The 19376-nt window shown below is 72.9% G+C and carries 10 protein-coding genes; all 10 read left to right on the plus strand.

Going from position 1 to position 19376, the window contains the following annotated elements; translation table 11 throughout:
• Positions 1 to 231 precede the first annotated feature (231 nt).
• Positions 232 to 10740, plus strand: coding sequence for an amino acid adenylation domain-containing protein (locus ACZ61E_RS22140; RefSeq protein WP_469701555.1), 10509 nt, complete (start codon positions 232 to 234; stop codon positions 10738 to 10740).
• A gap of 1 nt (position 10741) precedes the next feature.
• Complete coding sequence (locus tag ACZ61E_RS22145) at positions 10742 to 10948, plus strand: MbtH family protein (RefSeq protein WP_469701556.1); 207 nt, start codon at positions 10742 to 10744, stop codon at positions 10946 to 10948.
• Between the two features lie 233 nt (positions 10949 to 11181).
• On the plus strand, positions 11182 to 11640 hold the full coding sequence (locus ACZ61E_RS22150) for a cobalamin B12-binding domain-containing protein (protein WP_469701557.1): 459 nt from the start codon (positions 11182 to 11184) through the stop codon (positions 11638 to 11640).
• The gene (locus tag ACZ61E_RS22155; RefSeq protein WP_469701558.1) at positions 11637 to 12917 is read left to right on the plus strand and encodes a methylaspartate mutase; all 1281 of its coding nucleotides are present in this window, start codon (positions 11637 to 11639) and stop codon (positions 12915 to 12917) included. Before ACZ61E_RS22150 ends, ACZ61E_RS22155 begins: the two co-directional genes overlap by 4 nt.
• A gap of 14 nt (positions 12918 to 12931) precedes the next feature.
• Positions 12932 to 13945, plus strand: a complete 1014-nt coding sequence (locus ACZ61E_RS22160) for an asparagine synthetase A (RefSeq protein WP_469701559.1) — start codon at positions 12932 to 12934, stop codon at positions 13943 to 13945.
• A complete protein-coding gene (locus ACZ61E_RS22165) occupies positions 13942 to 15318 on the plus strand; it encodes a glutamate synthase-related protein (RefSeq protein WP_469701560.1) in 1377 nt (458 codons plus the stop codon). The genes ACZ61E_RS22160 and ACZ61E_RS22165 overlap by 4 nt, the downstream gene beginning before the upstream one ends.
• The gene (locus tag ACZ61E_RS22170; protein WP_469701561.1) at positions 15315 to 16244 is read left to right on the plus strand and encodes a 3-oxoacyl-[acyl-carrier-protein] synthase III C-terminal domain-containing protein; all 930 of its coding nucleotides are present in this window, start codon (positions 15315 to 15317) and stop codon (positions 16242 to 16244) included. The genes ACZ61E_RS22165 and ACZ61E_RS22170 overlap by 4 nt, the downstream gene beginning before the upstream one ends.
• Before the next feature lie 80 nt (positions 16245 to 16324).
• On the plus strand, positions 16325 to 17722 hold the full coding sequence (locus ACZ61E_RS22175) for a preATP grasp domain-containing protein (RefSeq protein WP_469701562.1): 1398 nt from the start codon (positions 16325 to 16327) through the stop codon (positions 17720 to 17722).
• Positions 17715 to 19013: an alanine racemase gene (locus ACZ61E_RS22180; RefSeq protein WP_469701563.1), complete on the plus strand. Its 1299-nt coding sequence runs from the start codon at positions 17715 to 17717 to the stop codon at positions 19011 to 19013. The genes ACZ61E_RS22175 and ACZ61E_RS22180 overlap by 8 nt, the downstream gene beginning before the upstream one ends.
• Positions 19014 to 19107: 94 nt before the next feature.
• The gene (locus tag ACZ61E_RS22185) at positions 19108 to 19374 is read left to right on the plus strand and encodes an acyl carrier protein (protein WP_469701564.1); all 267 of its coding nucleotides are present in this window, start codon (positions 19108 to 19110) and stop codon (positions 19372 to 19374) included.
• The last annotated feature ends 2 nt before the right edge of the window (positions 19375 to 19376 follow it).

Genomic DNA, 19376 nt, shown 5'->3' on the forward strand with positions numbered 1-19376 from the left:
GACTTTCCGTCAGTTCGACTCCGCGGAGGGCGCTTTCGACCGGACCCGGCGCGACGCCGACGGCAGTGCTCGTTCCTCCCAATCTGCCTCAGCTACTGCCGATCGCCGGTCCCGGCCGTACCTAGCCTTCTGCCAGAAGGGCGGCGGGCCCTGGACCGGGCGTTCCCGGTGGCCGTCGTCCCGGCTCCGTGCCGGTCCGTCCGACCAACGCCCCCGTAAGGAGGAAGTCCGATGCGGTCAACCGACCTCGCGGTGCCCACCACCGACGCCGAACCGAACCGGGGTCCGGAGCCGTCCGTGCTCCTGGACGGCGGGCCGCTGGCCGCACCGGCGGTGCCGGTGCTGGAGCTGATCGATCTTCGGACGGCGGCCGATCCGCGGCGGACGGCTCTGGTGCACGGCGATGTCCGGTTGAGTTACGCCGAGTTGGCCGAAGCGGTGGCGGTGCGCGCCGGGCTGTTCCGGGCGGCGGGTGCCGGTCCCGGGCGGCTGGTCGCGGTGTGCAGGCCGCGCGGTGTCGAGGCGATCGTGAGCGTCCTGGCGGCGCTTCGCTCCGGGGCGGCCTATCTGCCGCTTGACCCGGACGCGCCCCTGGCGCGCAACTCGGCGATCCTGGCCGACGCGTGCGACGGGGAGCCGCCGCACCCGGACACGGTGCGCGCCGGGGGCGACGCGGTGCTGCCGGGGTCCACCGCGGGCGCGGGGACCGCGTACGTGATCTACACCTCCGGGTCGACCGGGACGCCCAACGGGGTGCTCGTCGGCCAGGAGGCACTGGCGCACTTCGTGGCGGGCGCCACGGAGCGGTACGGCTTCGGCGCGCGGGACAGGGTCCTCCAGTTCGCGCCGCTGCACTTCGACGCCAGTGTCGAGGAGATCTTCGTGACGCTGTGCGCGGGCGGCACGCTCGTGCTGCGCACGGACGACATGCTTGACGTGCGCGGAATGCTGGCGGGCTGCGTCGCGCACGGTGTGACGGTTCTCGATCTGCCGACGGCCTACTGGCACGAGCTGGCGTACGCCGTGGCCGCCGGTGTGGCGGAGCTGCCCGCAGCGCTGCGTACGGTGATCATCGGCGGTGAGGCGGCGCTTCCCGAGCGGGTGGCGCGCTGGCGGCGCGCGGTGGGCTCGCGGGTACGGCTGCTCAACACGTACGGACCGACCGAGGCGACCGTCGTCGCCACCGTGGCCGACCTGACCGAGGGGCCCGCGGACGGTGCCTCGGAGTCCGACGGGGTGCCCATCGGGCTTCCGCTGCCGGGTGTCGCGGCGGCCCTGGTCGACGGTGAACTGTGGCTGCTGGGCGGCGGTTTGGCCCGTGGCTATCTGGACCGGCCGGAGCTGACGGCCCGTCGCTTCACCCGCCTCGACGGCAGGCCGGCCTACCGTACGGGCGATGTGGTGCGCCTCGGCTCCGACGGCCGGCTCGTCCATGTGTCGCGGGTGGACGACGAGGTCAAGATCAGCGGGCATCGGATCGACCCCGCGGCCGTGGAGTCGGTGCTGCTGGGTCAGCCGGACGTCCGAGCCGCCGCTGTGGTGGCTCAGGAGTCGCCGGACGGTACGAAGCGGCTGGTGGCGTATGTCGTCGCGGACGGTGGTCCGACGCCGGCCGGGATACGCGAGGCGCTCGCGGAACAGCTGCCGCCGCCGGCCGTACCGGGTGTGATCAGTCTGATCGAGTCGCTGCCGAGAACCAGCACCGGCAAGATCGACCGGGCGATGCTGCGGGCGATGCGGCCGTCCCGGGAGCAGCAGGCCCGCCCGGCGGATCCGGCACCGCCCGGGCATGAGCATCCTCCCGCCGAAGACCGGGTTCCGCTGTCCTTCGCGCAGCGGCGTCTGTGGTTCCTCAACCGGCTCGAAGGCCCTTCGGCCACGTACAACGTGCCGCTGGTGCTGCGGCTGGCCGGCGTGCCGCGGGCCGAGGCGCTGGCGGCGGCCGTCGCGGACGTGATCGAGCGGCACGAGGTGCTGCGGACGGTGTTCCCGGCCGTGGACGGCGAGCCGTATCAGTGGGTGCTCGACCGTGCGGAGGGCGCCTTCGCCGTCGTCGAGTGCGCGCCGGGTACGGGTGAGGCGGCGGTGGCGGCGTTCACCGGGGAGTCGTTCGACGTGCCCGCCGATGTCCCCGTGCGGGTACGGCTGTTCGTGACGGGCCCGGACGAGTCGGTCCTGGTAGTGCTGCTCCATCACGTGGCGACGGACGGCTGGTCGATGGGCCCGCTGCTGCGGGACCTGACGACGGCGTACGCGGCCCGGTCGGCGGGCGCGGCCCCGGCGTGGGAACAACTGCCGGTGCAGTACGCCGACTACACGCTCTGGCAGCACGACATGCTCGGCGAAGCGGACGACCCGGCAAGCGTGATGGCCCGTCAGATCGACTTCTGGCGGACGGCGCTCGCCGGTCTTCCGGCGGTGCTCGATCTGCCGGCCGACCGGCCGCGCCCGGCGGAGCCGTCGTACCGGGGCGAGACCGTGACCGTCCGGCTGGGCGCCGACACGCATCTGCGGCTGCGGGAGCTGGCCTCCGAGCACGGGGCGAGTCTGTTCATGGTGCTGCGGGCGGCGCTGGCGGCGGCCCTGTCGGGCGCGGGCGCGGGCGACGACATCGCGATCGGCACCCCGGTGGCGGGGCGCCCCGACGAGGCGCTGCACGATCTGGTCGGGTTCTTCGTCAACACGCTGGTGCTGCGCACCGACGTGTCGGGCGACCCCGCCTTCACCGAACTCCTCGACCGGGTACGGGAGTCGGATCTCGCCGCCTACGCCCATGACGACCTGCCGTTCGACCTGCTCGTCGAGCACCTCAACCCGGCCCGCTCCCTCTCCCACCACCCCTTCTTCCAGACCATGCTCACCCTCCAGAACGACGCCGATCCCGGTGTCCCGCTGGGCGACGTCCCGGGCACCATCGAGCCGGCGGGGCTGGAGACGGCGAAGTTCGATCTGAGCGTGTCGTGTGTCGAAACGGTGGACGGCGCGGGCGACGCGGCCGGGATCGAGGTGTGGTTCCAGTACGCCACCGACCTGTTCGACGCACCGACCGCGACCCTGCTGCTCGGCCTCCTCACCCGCGCGCTGGACGCCGTGGCCGCCGACCCGGCGACCCGCGTCAGCGCCGCCGTCGCCCTCACCGACGCCGAACACCGCGCCCTGGCCGAACAGCGCGAACGGCGTGACCGGCTGGCGGCGGAGCGGGGCGGGGACGCCGGGTTCGCGGCGGCGTCGGGGGGCACCTCGCGCGGGGGACGTTCGCCCCGCGAGGAGATCCTGTGCGGGCTCTTCGCCGAGGTGCTGGGTCTTCCGTCGGCGGGGACCGACGACAACTTCTTCGATCTGGGCGGGCATTCGCTGCTCGGTGTGCGCCTGGTGAACCGCGTGCGGTCGGTGCTCGGTGCCGATCTCGGCATCCGCGATCTGTTCCTGGCCCCCACCCCGGCCGGACTCGACCGGCGGCTGGACGAACTGGCCGGGGTCGGGACGCGCCCCGCACCGGCGCCGGCCGAGCGGCCGGAGCGGATTCCGCTGTCGTTCGCGCAGCGCAGGCTCTGGTTCGTCAACGAGCTGGACGGGCCGAGCCGTTCGTACAACATCCCGGTCGTGCTCCGGCTGGACGAACCGCTGGACGCGGACGTCCTCGCGGACGCGCTGGCCGATGTCGCCGAGCGCCACGAGGTGCTCCGCACGGTGTACGGCGCGGTGGACGGCGAGCCGTACCAGCGGATCCTGACCGGGGTCCGGCCGTCACTGGAGGTGGTGCACACCACCGACGAGCGGCTGGCGGCCTCGATCGGTGACGCGGTGGGGTACGTGTTCGACCTGAGCGGCGAACCGCCCTTCCGGGCGTCGCTGCTGGAGCTGGACGACTCGGGCGCGCAGGTGCTGGTGGTGCTGGTGCACCACATCGCGGGCGACGGCTGGTCGATGGAGCCGCTGCTCGCGGACCTGTCGGCCGCCTACACCGCGCGGCTGACCCAACAGGCGCCCGAGTGGCGGCCGTTGCCGGTCCAGTACGCCGACTACGCGCTCTGGCAGCGCGAGACGGTGGGTGACGCGGCGGACGCCGGGAGCCCGCTCGCCCGCCAACTGGGTTTCTGGTCGGGGGCGTTGGAGGGGCTGCCGCCCGTTCTCGACCTGCCCGCCGACCGGCCCCGGCCGGCGGTCGCCACGCACGGGGGCGACGTGGTGCCGTTCACCGTGGACGGTCCCACCCACCAGAGGCTGGCCCGGCTCGCCGCCGCGCAGGGCTCGACGCTCTTCATGGTCCTCCAGGCGGCACTGGCGCTGGCGCTGTCCCGGCTGGGCGCGGGGACCGACATTCCGGTCGGCACCGTCGTCGCGGGCCGCGAGGACGAGGCGCTGGACGATCTCGTCGGGTTCTTCGTCAACACCCTGGTCCTGCGCACCGACGTGTCGGGCAACCCGGCCTTCACCGACCTGGTGGCCCGCGTACGCGACACCGACCTCGCCGCCTACGCCCACCAGGACCTCCCCTTCGAACAGCTGGTGGAACACCTCAACCCGGACCGTTCCACCGCCCACCACCCCCTGGTCCAGGTCATGTTGCTGCTCCAGAACGGCGCGGGGGCGACCGGGACGGCGCCGGCGGACGCGGAGCGGACACGCTCCCCGCTGGCCGGCGCGGACGTCGCGTTCGACACGGGACTGACGAAGTTCGACCTGACGCTGACGGTGACCGAGAAGCGCGACGACGACGGCACGCCCCGTGGCCTGGAGGGATTCGTGGAGTACGCCACGGATCTGTTCGAGCCCCGGACGGCGGCGCTGCTGTCCACGCGTCTCACACACCTGCTGGGGGCGGTGGCCGCCGATCCGGGCCGTCCGGTCGGTGACATCGATCTGCTCACCGCGGACGAACACCGCCTGCTCGTCACGGAGTACAACGACACCGAGGGCGTCCCGCTCCCGTCCGGCCCGGTGCACGAGCTGTTCGAGGCCCAGGTCCGGCGTACCCCCGACGCCGTCGCGCTCGCCGACGACGGCGGCGAGACGACGTACGCGGAGCTCGACCGCCGGGCCAATCTCCTCGCGCACCGTCTGATCGCCGCCGGGGCCGAGCCCCAGGGCACCGTCGCGGTCCTCATGGACCACGGCCCCGACCTGATCGTCGCCCTGCTCGCGGTGCTGAAGACCGGCGCCGCCTATGTGCCGGTCGACGGGCGCTCGCCCGCCGACCGCGTCCGGCTCGTCATGGCGGAGGTGGGGGCGCGGCTGCTGCTCGTCGGCCCGACCACGGCGGACAGCGAGGTCGCGGTCGCGGAGCGGGCCGCGGGGACGGTGGTCCTGCGCGCCGACGCCCCGGCCCCGGCCGGCACCCCCGACACCTCGCCCGCCGTACCGTGCGGCCAACAGGCCCTGATGTACGTGATGTTCACCTCCGGCTCCACCGGCCGCCCCAAGGGCGTCGGGGTGACGCACCGCAATGTCGCCCGGCTCGCGGTGGACCGGTTCTGGGACCACGAGGTCCAGCGCCGGGTGCTGGTGCACTCGCCGTACGGTTTCGACGCGTCGACGTACGAGATCTGGGTGCCGCTGCTGGCCGGCGGCACGCTGGTGACGACAGGCGGGGACGGCGCGGACGTGCGGTCCCTGAGCCGGGCGATCGAGCGGCACGGGGTCACCGCGACGTTCCTCACGGTCGGGCTGTTCCATCTGATGGCCGAAGAGGCGCTGGACACGCTCGGGCTGCTGCGCGAGGTGGGGACCGGTGGCGACGTGGTGTCGGCGGCGGCGGTGCGCACGGTGCTCGAACACTGCCCGGACACGGCGGTGACCCATGTGTACGGTCCGACGGAGACGACGTTCGCCTCGCACCTGCACCGGTACGTCCGCTCCGGGGGCCTGCCGGATACCCTGTCCCTGGGCCGTCCGCTGGACCACACCCGCGCCCATGTCCTCGACCGCAGGCTGCACCCGGTGCCGCTGGGTACCAGCGGCGAGCTGTACATCGCCGGTGACCATGTGGCCCGCGGATACGTCGGCCGCCCGGAGCTGACGGCGGACCGGTTCGTACCCGACCCGTTCGGAGCCGACGGCGGCCGGATGTACCGCACCGGGGACCTGGTGGCGTGGACGGCCGAGGGTGAGCTGCGGTTCGTCGGCCGGGCCGACAACCAGGTCAAGATCCGCGGCTTCCGTATCGAACCCGCCGAGGTCGAGGCGGTCCTCGCCCGGGACCCGTCCGTGGGGCGGGTCGCCGTGGTCGTGCGCGACGACGCGCCGGGCGGGAAGCGGCTGGTCGCCTATGTGGTGCCCCGGCCGGGCCTGAGCGTGGACGAGGCGGCGCTGCGCGCCGCGACGGCACGGAGCCTGCCCGGCTATCTGGTGCCCTCGGCCGTGGTGGCGCTCGACGCCCTGCCGATGACGGTCAACGGGAAACTCGACCGGCGGGCGCTGCCCGCGCCGGAGCCCCGGCAGAGCGCGCCGGGGCGCGCGCCGCGCACGCTCCGGGAGGAGATCCTGTGCGGACTCTTCGCCGAGGTGCTCGGTCTCGGCCGGGTCGGCGTGGACGAGAGCTTCTTCGACCTCGGCGGGCACTCGCTGCTGGCGACCCGGCTCATCAACCGGGTGCGGGCGGCGCTGGGCGTGGAGGTGGCGATCCGGGATCTGTTCCGGGCGCCGACGGTGGCCGGCCTGGCGGAGCGCGTCGAGGCGACCGCCGGGGAGCCGGTCCGGGCCCCGCTGGCGCCGCGGGCGCGGCCGGAGCGGATCCCGCTGTCGTTCGCGCAGCGCAGGCTCTGGTTCATCAACGAACTCGACGGGCCGGGCCAGGCGTACAACATCCCGGTCGTGCTCCGGCTGGACGAACCGCTGGACGCCACCGCGTTCGCCGCGGCGCTGGCGGACGTCGGGGCGCGGCACGAGGTGCTGCGGACGGTCTACGGCGCGGTGGACGGGGAGCCGTACCAGCGGATCCTGGCGGACGCCCGGCCCGAGCTGCGGGTGCTCCGTGTGCCCCGTACGGAGCTGGCGGCCACCGTCGACGCCGCCGCCGGGCACGTGTTCGACCTGAGTGCCGAACTGCCCCTGCGGGCGGCCCTGGTGGAGTCCGGCGGGGACGACGGGACGGACGACGACGACGCCGGGCGGTTCCTGGTGATCGTCCTGCACCACATCGCGGGCGACGGCTGGTCGATGGGCCCGCTGATGGCGGACCTCTGGACCGCGTACGGCGCACGGCTCGCCCAGCGGGCCCCCGAGTGGCGGCCATTGCCGGTGCAGTACGCCGACTACGCGCTCTGGCAGGCCGAGATGATGGGCGAGACGACGGACACCGGAGGTCCGGAAGGGCCCCGGGAGCGTCTTCTGGCGTACTGGAGCGACGCACTGGACGGCGCCCCGCCGGTCCTGGAACTCCCGGCCGACCGGCCCCGGCCCGCGGTCGCCACGCACCGGGGCGGCTCGGTGCCGGTCACGCTGGACGCGCCGGAGCACGAGGCACTGGCCCGGCTCGCCGCCGAGAACGGGACGACGCTCTTCATGGTCCTCCAGGCGGCGCTGGCGCTGACACTGTCCCGGCTCGGCGCGGGGACCGACATCCCCGTCGGCACCGTCGTCGCCGGGCGGGGCGACGAGGCGCTGGACGACCTCGTCGGGTTCTTCGTCAACACCCTGGTCCTGCGCACCGACGTGTCGGGCAACCCGGCCTTCACCGACCTCCTCACCCGGGTACGCGACGCCGACCTCGCCGCCTACGCCCACCAGGACCTCCCCTTCGAACAGCTGGTGGAACACCTCAACCCGGCCCGCTCCACCGCCCACCACCCGCTCATCCAGATCATGCTGCTGCTCCAGAACGCCGCGCCGCCGGCCGACGGCTCTGCCGCGCCGGGCTTCACGGAGGTCGCGTTCGACACCGGACTCGCGAAGTTCGACCTGACGCTCTCCCTGACCGAACGGCACGGCGCGGACGGCGCCCGGCGGGGGCTGTACGGATACCTGGAGTACGCCACGGATCTGTTCGACGCGCCGACGGCGGCCCTGCTCGCCACACGGCTGAGCCGGCTGCTGCGGGCGGTCACGGCCGACCCCGGGCGCCCGGTCGACGACATCGACCTGCTCACCGCCGACGACTGCCGGATGCTCCTGACCGAGTACAACGACACCGCCACCACCGGCCCGCACCCGCGGGACACGGTCCACGAGCTGTTCGAGGCACGGGCCCGGCGCTCCCCCGACCGGATCGCCGTCAGCCACGACGCGGGCGACCTGACCTACGCGGAACTCGACCGCCGGGCCAATGTCCTGGCCCACCGGCTCATCGCGGCCGGGACCGCGCCGCAGGGCACCGTCGGTGTCCTGATGGACCACGGTCCGGAGCTGATCGTCGCCACCCTGGCGGTGCTGAAGGCGGGGGCCGCGTACGTACCGGTCGGCGGCGCCCTGTCGGCCGCGCGGGTCCGCGTGATCATGGAGGACTCGGGAGCGGCGGTGCTGCTGACCGACGCGGACCGGGCGGAGGGCCAAGTCGCCGAAGCCGAACGCGCCGCCGGGACGGTGGTGCTGCGCGCCGACGGCCCGGCCCCGGCCGGCACGCCCGACACCTCACCCGCCGTACCGACCGGCCAGCAGGCCCTGATGTACGTGATGTTCACCTCCGGCTCCACCGGCCGCCCCAAGGCCGTGGGCGTCACCCACCGCAATGTCGCCCGGCTCGCGGCGGACCGGTGCTGGGACCGGGAGAACCACCGCAGGATGCTCGTCCACTCGGCCTTCGGGTTCGACGCCTCGACGTACGAGATCTGGGTCCCGCTGCTGGCCGGGACACGGCTCGTCATCGGGACCGGCGACGGCACCGACCTCCCCGCGCTGAGGCGCACCGTGGAACGGCACGGGGTGAGCGCCGCGTACTTCACCGTCGGCCTGTTCCATCTGCTGGCCGACGAGGCCCTGGACACGCTCGGGCTGCTGCGCGAGGTGTGGACGGGCGGCGACGTCCTGTCACCGGACGCCGTGCGGCGTGTCCTCACCCACTGCCCCGACACGGTGCTGGTGCACTCCTACGGGCCGACGGAGGCCACGTTCGGCACCCACCACCAGCGCTTCGGACTCGACCGGCGGGAGCTCGACCTGGTCCATCTGGGCCGGCCGATGGACGACACCCGCGCCTATGTGCTGGATCACCGGCTCCGTCCGGTGCCGCGCGGCGGCACGGGTGAGCTGTACCTCGGCGGCTCCCATCTGGCGCGCGGCTATCTGGGGCGCCCCGCCCTGACGGCGGAGCGGTTCGTGGCCGACCCGTTCGGCGCGGCCGGTGAACGCCTGTACCGCACGGGCGATCTGGTGAGCTGGACGACCGGCGGGCAGCTGCGGTTCGCCGGCCGGGCCGACGACCAGGTCAAGATCCGCGGCTTCCGTATCGAGCCCGGCGAGGCCGAGGCCGCGGTGGCCCGGCACCCGTCCGTGGGCCGCGCCGCCGTCGTGGTCCGTGAGGACCGCCCCGGCGACAGACGGCTGGTCGCCTATGTGGTGCCCCGTTCCTCGCCGGTGGACGAGGCGGCGCTGCGGTCGTGGCTGGCCGAGACGCTGCCGGAGTATCTGGTGCCCTCGGCCGTCGTGGTCCTCGACTCGCTGCCGCTCACCACGAACGGGAAGCTCGACCGGGCCGCGCTGCCGGCCCCGGTCCGTGACGGCGCCGGGTCCGGGCGCGGGCCGCGCAACCCCCGCGAGGAGGTGCTGTGCGGGCTGTTCGCGGAGCTGCTGGGGGTGACGGGTGTCGGGATCGACGACAACTTCTTCGATCTGGGCGGGCATTCGCTGCTGGCGGTACGGCTGATGAGCCGCGTCCGGTCGGTGCTGGGCGTGGAACGTTCCGTACGGGACCTGTTCCGCTCCCCCACCGTGGCGGGGCTGCTCGGCGACGAGACCGAGAGCGACGCCCTGGGGGTGCTGCTGCCGCTGCGCGCGGAGGGCGGCGGGCGACCGCTGTTCTGTGTCCATCCGGGAGCGGGCATGGGCTGGGCGTACGCCGGGCTCACCAGGCATCTGGGCGACTCCCAGCCGGTGTACGCGCTCCAGACGAGGGCGCTGACGCGGCCGGACTACCGGGCGTCGAGCGTGGAGGAGATGGCCGAGGACTATCTGGAGCAGATCCGGCGGGTCCAGCCCTGGGGGCCGTACCGGCTGCTCGGCTGGTCCTTCGGCGGTGTCGTCGCGCACGCCGTCGCGACCCGGCTCCAGGCGGCCGGCGAGGAGGTGGAGCTGCTCGCGCTGATGGACGCCTACCCGGTGCCGCCGGAGCAGGCCGCGGATCCGGCGACGGACCGGGAGACCGTGGAGATGCTGGTGGGTCCGGCGGCCGAGGAGGCCGGGCGCCCGGACCCGCTGCCGGACTCCTTCTTCGACCGGTTCGACACGGCGGCCGTCGTGGCGGTGCTGCGGCGCCGGGACCCGGTGCTCGCGGGCTTCGCCGAGGCGGAGGTCGCGGCGCTGGTGGGAGCCGCCGTCAACCACGCCGCCCTGATGCGGGCCTACCGGCCGGGTGTGTTCACCGGTGATCCGCTGTTCTTCACCGCTGCCGGAGGGCGGGGTCCCGATTCGCCGTCGGCCGCGCTGTGGGACCCCTACACCGAGGGCGAGACTCAGCGGCACGACATCAATTCGACCCATCTGCGCATGACCGAACCAGAACCGCTCGCACATATCGGCCGAATTCTTCGGCAACGACTGTCGGATCCGCAGGTCATTGACCTCGGCCTCAACGAGACAAGGAACTGAGATGACCAATCCTTTCGACGACGACAACGCCACCTTCCTCGTTCTGGTGAATGACGAGGGGCAGCACTCCCTGTGGCCGGTATTCGCCGACGTGCCCGCCGGCTGGGACATCGCCCAAGGTGAGAGCAGCCGCCAGGAGTCTCTGGCATACATCGAGAAGAACTGGACGGACATCCGGCCGAAAAGCCTGGTGGCTCAGTACACCTGATGTCCGCGTGAATTCGGCGGCCCGCCGTGCCTCTGTGCACGGCGGGCCGCCCTTTTGTTTTCCAGGCCCGGAGCCGGCCGTCCTGAATTTCCGACTGCCCGCCGTACTGCCGCATCAACTTCCGTTCGCACCCGTCTCGGACTTCTATATTTCTGGTGCGGTACAAGGAATGGCGCCGGTTCAAGAAAGTGTCCGCCGGAGCAGAGACCCATACATCTTCTCGGAGAGCTGCCATGGTGCTGTCGCAGTGCGAGCTCACGGTCCTGGTGACCAGTACCCGATCCGATTCGCACAACTGGAATCTGGTCTTCCTTCAGCTCCTGATCGAGGAGCTGGGACATCGGGTGACCGGGCTCGGCCCCTGCGTGCCGGACGACCTGCTGGTCGAGGAGTGCCTGGCCTCCCGCCCGGACCTGGTCGTCATGAGCAGTGTCAACGGCCACGGCTACCGCGACGGCCTCGGCGCCATCACCCGGCTGCGCCGGGAGCCCTCCCTCGCCGGACTGCCGGTCGTCATCGGCGGCAAGCTCGGCGTGACCGGCACCCCCGACACGGACGCCGCGCTCCGGCTGCTCGACGCGGGATTCACCGCCGTCTTCGACGACGGGAACGTGGCCGCCTTCCGGGAGTTCCTGGCCCTGCTGGCCGGCCAGGAGCGGGACATCACCCGCCGCAACCGGGTGACGGCGTGACGGGGGCCGCGGCCCCGACCGCCACCCGCGCACCCTCGCTCCCCTCTCCCTTCGGCCGGTTCGTGGCCGAATCGGCCGCGGCGGGCAGGCTGGTGGTCCAGCCCCGGATGGGCTTCGGCGACCTCCCCCGGATGCGTCAGGGCCTGGAGCGGACCAAGTCCGCCGCTGCCACCACCGTCGGCACCCTGACCATCGACAGCTACACCCGCCTGGGCGACCACGCGGCGGCCCGCAGGGCGCTGGACGAGGGGGCCGGACTCAACGGCTACCCGATCGTCAGCCACTCGCGGGAGACCACCCGCGCGCTGCTGGAAGGGATACGGGACGCGTCCTTCCCGGTCCAGGTGCGCCACGGCTCCTCACGGCCGCACCACATCATCCGGGCACTGGCCGGCGCGGGGATCGACGCCACCGAGGGCGGCCCCGTCTCGTACTGCCTGCCCTACGGCCGCACCCCGCTGCGGGACTCGGTCGGCAACTGGGCACGGGCCTGCGAACTGCTGGCCGCGACCGTGCCCGCGCCTCATCTGGAGAGCTTCGGCGGCTGCATGCTCGGCCAGCTCTGCCCGCCGAGTCTGCTGGTCGCGATCAGCCTGCTCGAAGCGGTGTTCTTCACCCGGCACGGGATCGGCAGCGTCTCCATGAGCTACGCCCAGCAGGCGCACCCGGCGCAGGACGAGGAGGCGGTACTCGCGCTGCGCCGGCTGGCCGCGGAGTTCCTGCCGGCCGGGACCGACTGGCACATCGTCCTCTACACGTACATGGGCGTCTTCCCGGTCACGGAGCAGGGGGCCGGGCGGCTGCTGGCGGAGTCCGCGCGGCTCGCGGTCCGCTCCGGGGCGCGGCGCCTGATCGTCAAGACCGCGGCCGAGGCGCACCGGATCCCGACCGTCGAGGAGAACGTCCGGTCGCTGGAGGCCGCGGCGCTCGCGGCGGCCGAGGCCGCCGTACCGCCCGCCGGGACTCCCCGGCCGGAGAGCGGGATCCACGCCGAGGCACGGGCGTTCGTCACGGCGGTGCTGGACCTCGGTGACGACCTCGGGCGGGCGCTGACCACCGCCTTCGAGCGCGGCCACCTGGACGTCCCGTTCTGTCTGCACCCGGACAACGCCGGCCGGTCACGCAGCTTCGTCGACCCGGACGGGCTGCTGCGCTGGTCGTCGGTGGGCTCGATGCCGATCCGGCCGGATCCCGGTCCCGGAGCGCGGGCCGCCATGACCTCGGACCAGCTGATGTCCGCCCTGCACGGTGTCGCAAGGAGGTTCGACCACCCATGAGATCAGGAGAGCTGATGCCCCCCACGGAAGACGTCGGAACCACGGCCACGGACGCGCGGCCCGCCCCTCTGGGCGAGCACCTGCGCTCGCCGTCGCTCGGGGCCGCGATGCTCGTCCAGCAGGAAGCGCTGTACGCGGCGCGGGAGTTCCTGCGCTCGCGCGGCTTCGTCGAGCTGCTTCCGCCGCTCGTCGGCCCGGTCACCGACCCCGGCGGGCGCGGCGCCAAGGCGCTGGACGTCGACTACTACGGCGAGCCGTACAAGCTCATGACGAGCGCGATCCTCTACAAGCAGGCGTCGCTGCGCGGCTTTCCGAAGCTGTTCTACATCGCGCCGAACCTCCGCGTGGAGCCGCCGGAGACCCGGCACACCGGACGCCACCTGGTCGAATTCCACCAGATCGACGTCGAGATGGCCGGGGCGTCGCGCGCCGACGTCATGGAGATCGCCGCCGGACTGCTCCGCCATGTCACCGCACGGGTGTGGGAGACGGTGCCCGGGGTCCTCTCCGGCCTGGGCCGTGACCCGCTGGCGTTCGCCGAACTCCTCACGGGCAAGTTCGACGCCTGCACCCACGCGGAGGCGGTCGGCCGGCTGCGCGGCCACGGGCACGCGCAGAGCGCCGACGCCGAGATCGACTGGACCGGTGAGGAGGCGCTGTCGCGCGAGGCCGACCGGCCGTTCTTCATCACCGACTACCCGAAGGGTTCGCGGGGCTTCTACGACCGCGAGGACCCGGACCGCCCCGGTGTCCTGCGCAACTTCGACCTGATCGCGCACGGGGGCTTCGGCGAGCTGGTGAGCGGCAGCGAGCGCGAGTCCGACTACGCCACCGTCGTGACCCGGATGCGGGAGAGCGGCGAGAACCCCGCCAAGTACGAGTGGTACCTGGCCATGGCCCGGGAGGGCATCCCGGCGAGCGCCGGATTCGGCATGGGGGTGCAGCGGCTGGTCCGCTTCCTGACCGGGCTCGACGCGCTCTGGCAGGTCAGCGCCTATCCGAAGCTGCCGGGGGTGATCGCACCATGACGACAGCGCGCACTCCCCTGACGGCGGACGGGCTCCCGGTGGCGGCGATACGGGCCCGCGCGCGGTACGGCACCCGTGAGGTGTTCCCGCCGGTGGCGGCGTACGGAGCCGAGCTGTTCGGCGCGGGCGCGGGCTCCGGGACCGGGACCGGGCAGGGCCACGCCGACGAACTGGACCGGGCGCGGATCGTGCCGCCGGTCTTCGTCCCCCGGCGGCTGGAGAAGCTGATCGAGCTGGGCCGCGAGCCACTGGACGACGACGTCAGCCTGCGGACCGTCGTCGGCGGATTCGACTCGGCGCTGCCGCTCTACCTCTCCGCCTTCGGCTCCACCCGCGCCGGCAGCGGTGATCTCGGGATCGCGGCGAGCCGCCAGGCCGGGCGGCTCGGCATCCCGATGGTGATCGGGGAGAACATGGTCCCGGTGCACGGCTACCGCACCGGGGCCGGCCGGGCGGCGCCGTCCGCGATCACGGCGCGGATCCGGGCGTATCTCGACGAGTGCCCCGGGGACTCGGGCGGCGTGGTGGTGCAGCAGAGCACCGAGGACGCCGACTCGGAGGTCTGGAACCTCCTCTACAGCGCCCCGGAGACACAGCCGCTGCTGGAGTCGGGACGGCTCGCCTTCGAGCTGAAGATCGGTCAGGGCGCCAAGCCGGGCCTCGGCGGCATGACCGTGGTGGACGAGGCGGACGCCGAACGCCTCGGCAAGCGCTTCGCGGTGCGCGACACCCTCGGCCCCGGCAGCCGGCTGCGGCTCGCGAGCCCCGGGACGTACACCGAGGAGATCGTGCGCCAGCAGCTGCGCTTCATGCGCAACAACTTCCCGCGGGCCCGGGTGTGGGCGAAGTTCCCTCCGGGCCGGGACATCGCGAACGCGGCGTCGACCGCGTGGCGGGCGGGCGCCGACGCGGTGACCGTCGACGGCGCCGAGGGCGGCACCGGCTGGGCGCCGCGCGTCTTCCTCGACCAGGTCGGACTGCCGCTGGCCGAGTGCCTGCGGCGCGTGGGACGCCCCGGCGGCTGTCTGCTGGTGAGCGGACGGATGTGGGAGGGCGGCCGGGTGGTGCGCGGTCTGGCGCTGGGCGCCACGGCGGCGGGGCTGGGCCGCGCGGCACTCGTCGCGGTCGACGAGGACCCGGACGACGGGCTCGTACGGCTGGTGGAGGCGCTGGCCCTGGAGAGCAGGCTTCTGATCAGCGCGCTGGGCAAGTACACGGCCGACGCGCTCGGCCCCGAGGACCTCTGGTGGCCGGACCGGTCGCCCGCGGCGGACGGGTCCCCCTCGTACGGCACCGGCACGGCCGGGCCGCCCCCCGCGGACACCGCCACCACGGCGGGCGTCGGCGCCGACCGGATCGGAGGACGGGCATGACCGCCCTGCTGGACGTCGCGAGCCATCTGCCCGAACAGAACGTCCCGATCGCCGACATCGGCGCGGACGTCGGGGCGGACGCGAGCCTCATGTGGACCTTCCGCAGGTTCTACGGTCTGCGGACCGTCCTGCGCGCCCCCGGCCGGGATCTGCGGGCCACGCTGACGGCGGCCGTGGAGTCGCTGACCGAGCTGCGGGGCAACGAGCACCGGGTCCGCTACGTGATCCATCCGCGTACGGTCTCCACCGTCACCCCGGCCAGCGAGAACACCGTCGAGGAGCTGTGCGCCGAACTGGGTCTGACCCGGGCCACCGCCTTCACGCTCACTCAGCACGGCTGCGCGACGGGGCTGTTCGCGGTGGACCTCGCCGGACGGCTGCTCGCCGCCGACGGGGACCCCGACGCCCTGGCACTGGTGCTCGCCGGGGAGAAGGCGTTCAGCCGCACTCTCCAGATCATTCCGGAGAGCACCGTCATGGGTGAGGGGACGGCGGCCTGTCTGGTCTCCGCGGACGGGGACGGCGACCGGCTGCTCGGCTTCGCGACCCGCACCCGCGGCCTGTACAGCGAGGAGTTCCCGCCGTACCCGCTGGACCCGAGGTTCCTCAAGGAGCACAACGCCACGCTGGCCGCCGTGATGGGCGAGGCCGCCGAGGACGCCGGCGTCGGTCTCGACGACCTGGCGCTGGTCCTGCCGCACAACGTCAACCGGCTGTCGTGGCAGTGGACCTGCAAGCTCCTGGGCATCCCGCTCGACCGGGTCTTCCTGGACAACATCCCGGTGACCGGCCACTGCTTCACGGCCGACCCCTTCATCAACTACACGCACGCCCGCGCGGCGGGCCTGCTGCGGCCGGGAGACCTCTATCTCATGGCCGCGGTCGGTCTCGGGGCGACCTTCTCGGCCGCCGTCCTGCGCCACTGACCCCGGAACCGGCCGTGCCCGCACCGCCCCGTCCGTCCGCTCCACCCGACCCGTCCGACACCGTGAGAAGGAAGAAGCCCATGCCACCGTCCCCCCGCCAGAACTTCCTCGACGGTGTGAAACACGCCTGCACCGGCGACCCGCGGACCCCGTTCGTCCTGCTCGGCAATTTCGAGGTGGAGGACGAGTGGGCCGTGGACGAGGTCGGGCTCCCGTCGGTCGGGGGCAGCGCCTCGGCGGTGATCGTCAACCGCATGGACGAGTTCGCGCTGCTGCTCGCCGGCCCCGGCGACAGCGTCGTACTGAAGTCGGCGCCGGACCCCGGCTACCTCGCCTATCTGGAGGAGCTGGGCCTGGAGCTGCCGGAGATCCTGGTCACCGACGCGCACGACCCCGCCCACAGCGTCAGTGTGGACGCGCTGCGCTCCCCGGTACTGGCCGGCGCGCTCGCCCGGCTGGCCGAACGCGGCGCGCACCTGCTGCCGCACGGCATGTCCGTACTGGAGGAGGAGCTGTGTGAACTGACCGGTCTGGCACCGGCGTTGCCGGGTGCCGCACTGGTCAAGTCCGTCAACAGCAAGATCTACAGCCGCCGGGTCGCCGACGAGCTGGGGCTCCCCCAGGCCAGGGGCTGGGAGTGCGAGTCGGTCGAGGAGTTCACGGCGGCGGCCGAGGAGGCGCGGGAGTCGCTGGCCGCCGGACGCCGGGTGGGGGTGAAGGACGCCTTCGGTGTCTCCGGCAAGGGAATCATGGTGGTGGAGGACGAGCGCAGGCTCGACCAGCTCGTCCGGATGGTCGGCCGGGTCGCCCGGCGTACCGGTGACCCGCGCCTCGCCGTGGTGATCGAGGAGTGGGCGGACAAGGCCGTCGACCTCAACTACCACTTCACGGTCTACCGCAACGGATCGGTCCGTTTCGATTTCGTGAAGGAGGCGATCACCGAGAACGGGGTGCACAAGGGCCACCGCATCCCCGCCCGTATCTCCGACGCGCACCGGGCCGAGATCGAGCGGTGCGCGGAGCTGCTCGGCGCGCGGCTCGCCGCCGACGGGTTCCACGGTGTCGTGGGGGTGGACGCGATCGTCACGGGCGACGGCGGTCTGCTGCCGGTGCTGGAGATCAACGCCCGCAACAACATGTCGACCTACCAGACCGCCCTCCAGGAGCGGTTCATGAGCCCGGGGACCGTCGCGCTCGCGCGCCAGTACCCGGTGTCGCTGACCGGTGAGATGCCGTTCGGCGAACTCCGGGAGCGGCTCGGCGACCTGCTCTTCGGCACCGCGTCCGGCCGCGGTCTGCTCGTCAACAACTTCGCGACGGTGAACGCCGCCGCGCCGGCCGGGGCCGACGGGACCGCGCCGGACACCTACGGCGGCCGGCTGTACGGACTGCTGATCGCCCACTCCGAGGCCGAACTGGCCGAACTCGACGACGCCGTCGCGCTGCGCGTGCGGAAGGAGAGCCTCACCCATGTCTGAATCCGGTGCGAACACCCCCGGGACGCGCGGTACCCACACCGTCCAGGGCCTGCCCATCACCGAGCTGGCCGAGCGGTTCGGGACCCCGCTGTACGTGTACGACGGCGATGTGATCGCCCGTCAGTACAACGGTCTGCGCGATCTGCTGCACCCCTCGGTGGAGATGTTCTACTCGCTCAAGGCCAACCCCAACGTCAGCGTGTGCGCGCTGCTGCGCTCGCTGGGCGCGAGCGCCGAGGTCTCGTCGCTGACCGAACTGGTCACCGCGCAGCGGGCCGGCGTGCCGGCCGAGCAGATCATGTTCCTCGGCCCCGGCAAGAGCCGTGACGAGATCACCGCGTGCCTCAAGGAGGACATCACCGTCATCTGCGAGTCCTTCGGCGAGCTGGCGATGATCGACGAGGTGGCCGCCGGGCTCGGCGGTGTCGCCCGGGTGGTGCTGCGGGTCAATCCGAGCTTCGCCGTCAAGGGCGGCGGGCTGACGATGGGCGGCAAGCCGCGCCAGTTCGGCATCGACGAGGAGGCACTGACCGCCGCCCCCGATCTGGCGGCCCGGCATCCCTCCGTGCGGCTCGTCGGCTTCCAGGCGTACATGGGCACCCGCTTCCTCGACGAGGACGTCATCGCCCAGAACTCCGCCCGGATCCTGGAACTCGCCGAGAGCCTCTCCGCGCGGCTGGGGGTGCCGCTGGAGGTGGTCGACGTCGGCGGCGGCCTGGGCGTGGCGTACTTCCCCAAGGAGCGCGACCTCGACGTGCCGGTCCTGGCGCAGCGGCTCAACCCGGTGTTCGAGTCCTTCGCCGCGCGGCACCCCGAGACCCGTCTCGTCATGGAGCTGGGGCGTTTCCTCGTCGGCCACAGCGGGCTGTACGCGGTCGAGGTGCGGTATGTGAAGGAGTCCATGGGCGAACGGTTCGCCGTGGCCGACGGCGGGACGAACCACCACATGGCGGCCGTCGGGATCGGCTCGTTCGTCAAGCGCAACTTCCCGATGCGGCTGCTGAACCGGGCGGGCGCCGCGGAGCAGGCGGCGTGGAACGTGACCGGGCCGCTCTGCACGCCCAACGACACCATCGGCAAGGCCGTCGAGCTGCCCGCCGACCTGCGCCCCGGCGACCTCGTGGGCGTCGAGCGCTCGGGAGCGTACGGGCCGACCGCTTCGCCGGTGCACTTCCTCAGCCACGGCTACCCGGCCGAGGTGCTGGTCCACCGGGGCGAGGCCCGGCTGATCCACACGCGCGACGACGCCGAGAGCATGCTCGCGCCGCAGATCCTGCACGACTTCGGCTGAGGCGGGGCCGGGCGCGTCCCGCGCGTCCGGGCCTCCCACGGCCTCATGTCCGTCCGCACACCCATCCACATCCCACAAGAAGGCAGGAACCACCATGACCACCGTCGCCCAGGACACCGACCGCAGTCAGATCATCGACGCCATCGTCGTCGCCCTCTCCGAGGTGCTCCGCAAGGAACTGACCGATGTCACCGAGGAGACCCGTCTCTTCGACGACCTGAGCCTCGACTCCACCAGCGTGCTGGGTCTGCTGATGGCGCTGGAGGACGCCCTCGACATCGAGGTCGACCCCGAGAGCCTGGAGCAGAGCCACCTGGAGAGCGTCGGCGCCCTGGCCGGCTACATCGCCGAGAGCCGGTGACC

The organism is Streptomyces sp. NPDC104581 (assembly GCF_055583685.1).

Bases quoted from the DNA above. Each gene is read 5' to 3' on its own strand.
- ACZ61E_RS22140 (WP_469701555.1), top strand. From the start codon at position 232: ATGCGGTCAACCGACCTCGCGGTGCCCACCACCGACGCCGAACCGAAC.
- ACZ61E_RS22145 (WP_469701556.1), top strand. From the start codon at position 10,742: ATGACCAATCCTTTCGACGACGACAACGCCACCTTCCTCGTTCTGGTG.
- ACZ61E_RS22150 (WP_469701557.1), top strand. From the start codon at position 11,182: ATGGTGCTGTCGCAGTGCGAGCTCACGGTCCTGGTGACCAGTACCCGA.
- ACZ61E_RS22160 (WP_469701559.1), top strand. From the start codon at position 12,932: ATGCCCCCCACGGAAGACGTCGGAACCACGGCCACGGACGCGCGGCCC.
- ACZ61E_RS22165 (WP_469701560.1), top strand. From the start codon at position 13,942: ATGACGACAGCGCGCACTCCCCTGACGGCGGACGGGCTCCCGGTGGCG.
- ACZ61E_RS22170 (WP_469701561.1), top strand. From the start codon at position 15,315: ATGACCGCCCTGCTGGACGTCGCGAGCCATCTGCCCGAACAGAACGTC.
- ACZ61E_RS22175 (WP_469701562.1), top strand. From the start codon at position 16,325: ATGCCACCGTCCCCCCGCCAGAACTTCCTCGACGGTGTGAAACACGCC.
- ACZ61E_RS22180 (WP_469701563.1), top strand. From the start codon at position 17,715: ATGTCTGAATCCGGTGCGAACACCCCCGGGACGCGCGGTACCCACACC.
- ACZ61E_RS22185 (WP_469701564.1), top strand. From the start codon at position 19,108: ATGACCACCGTCGCCCAGGACACCGACCGCAGTCAGATCATCGACGCC.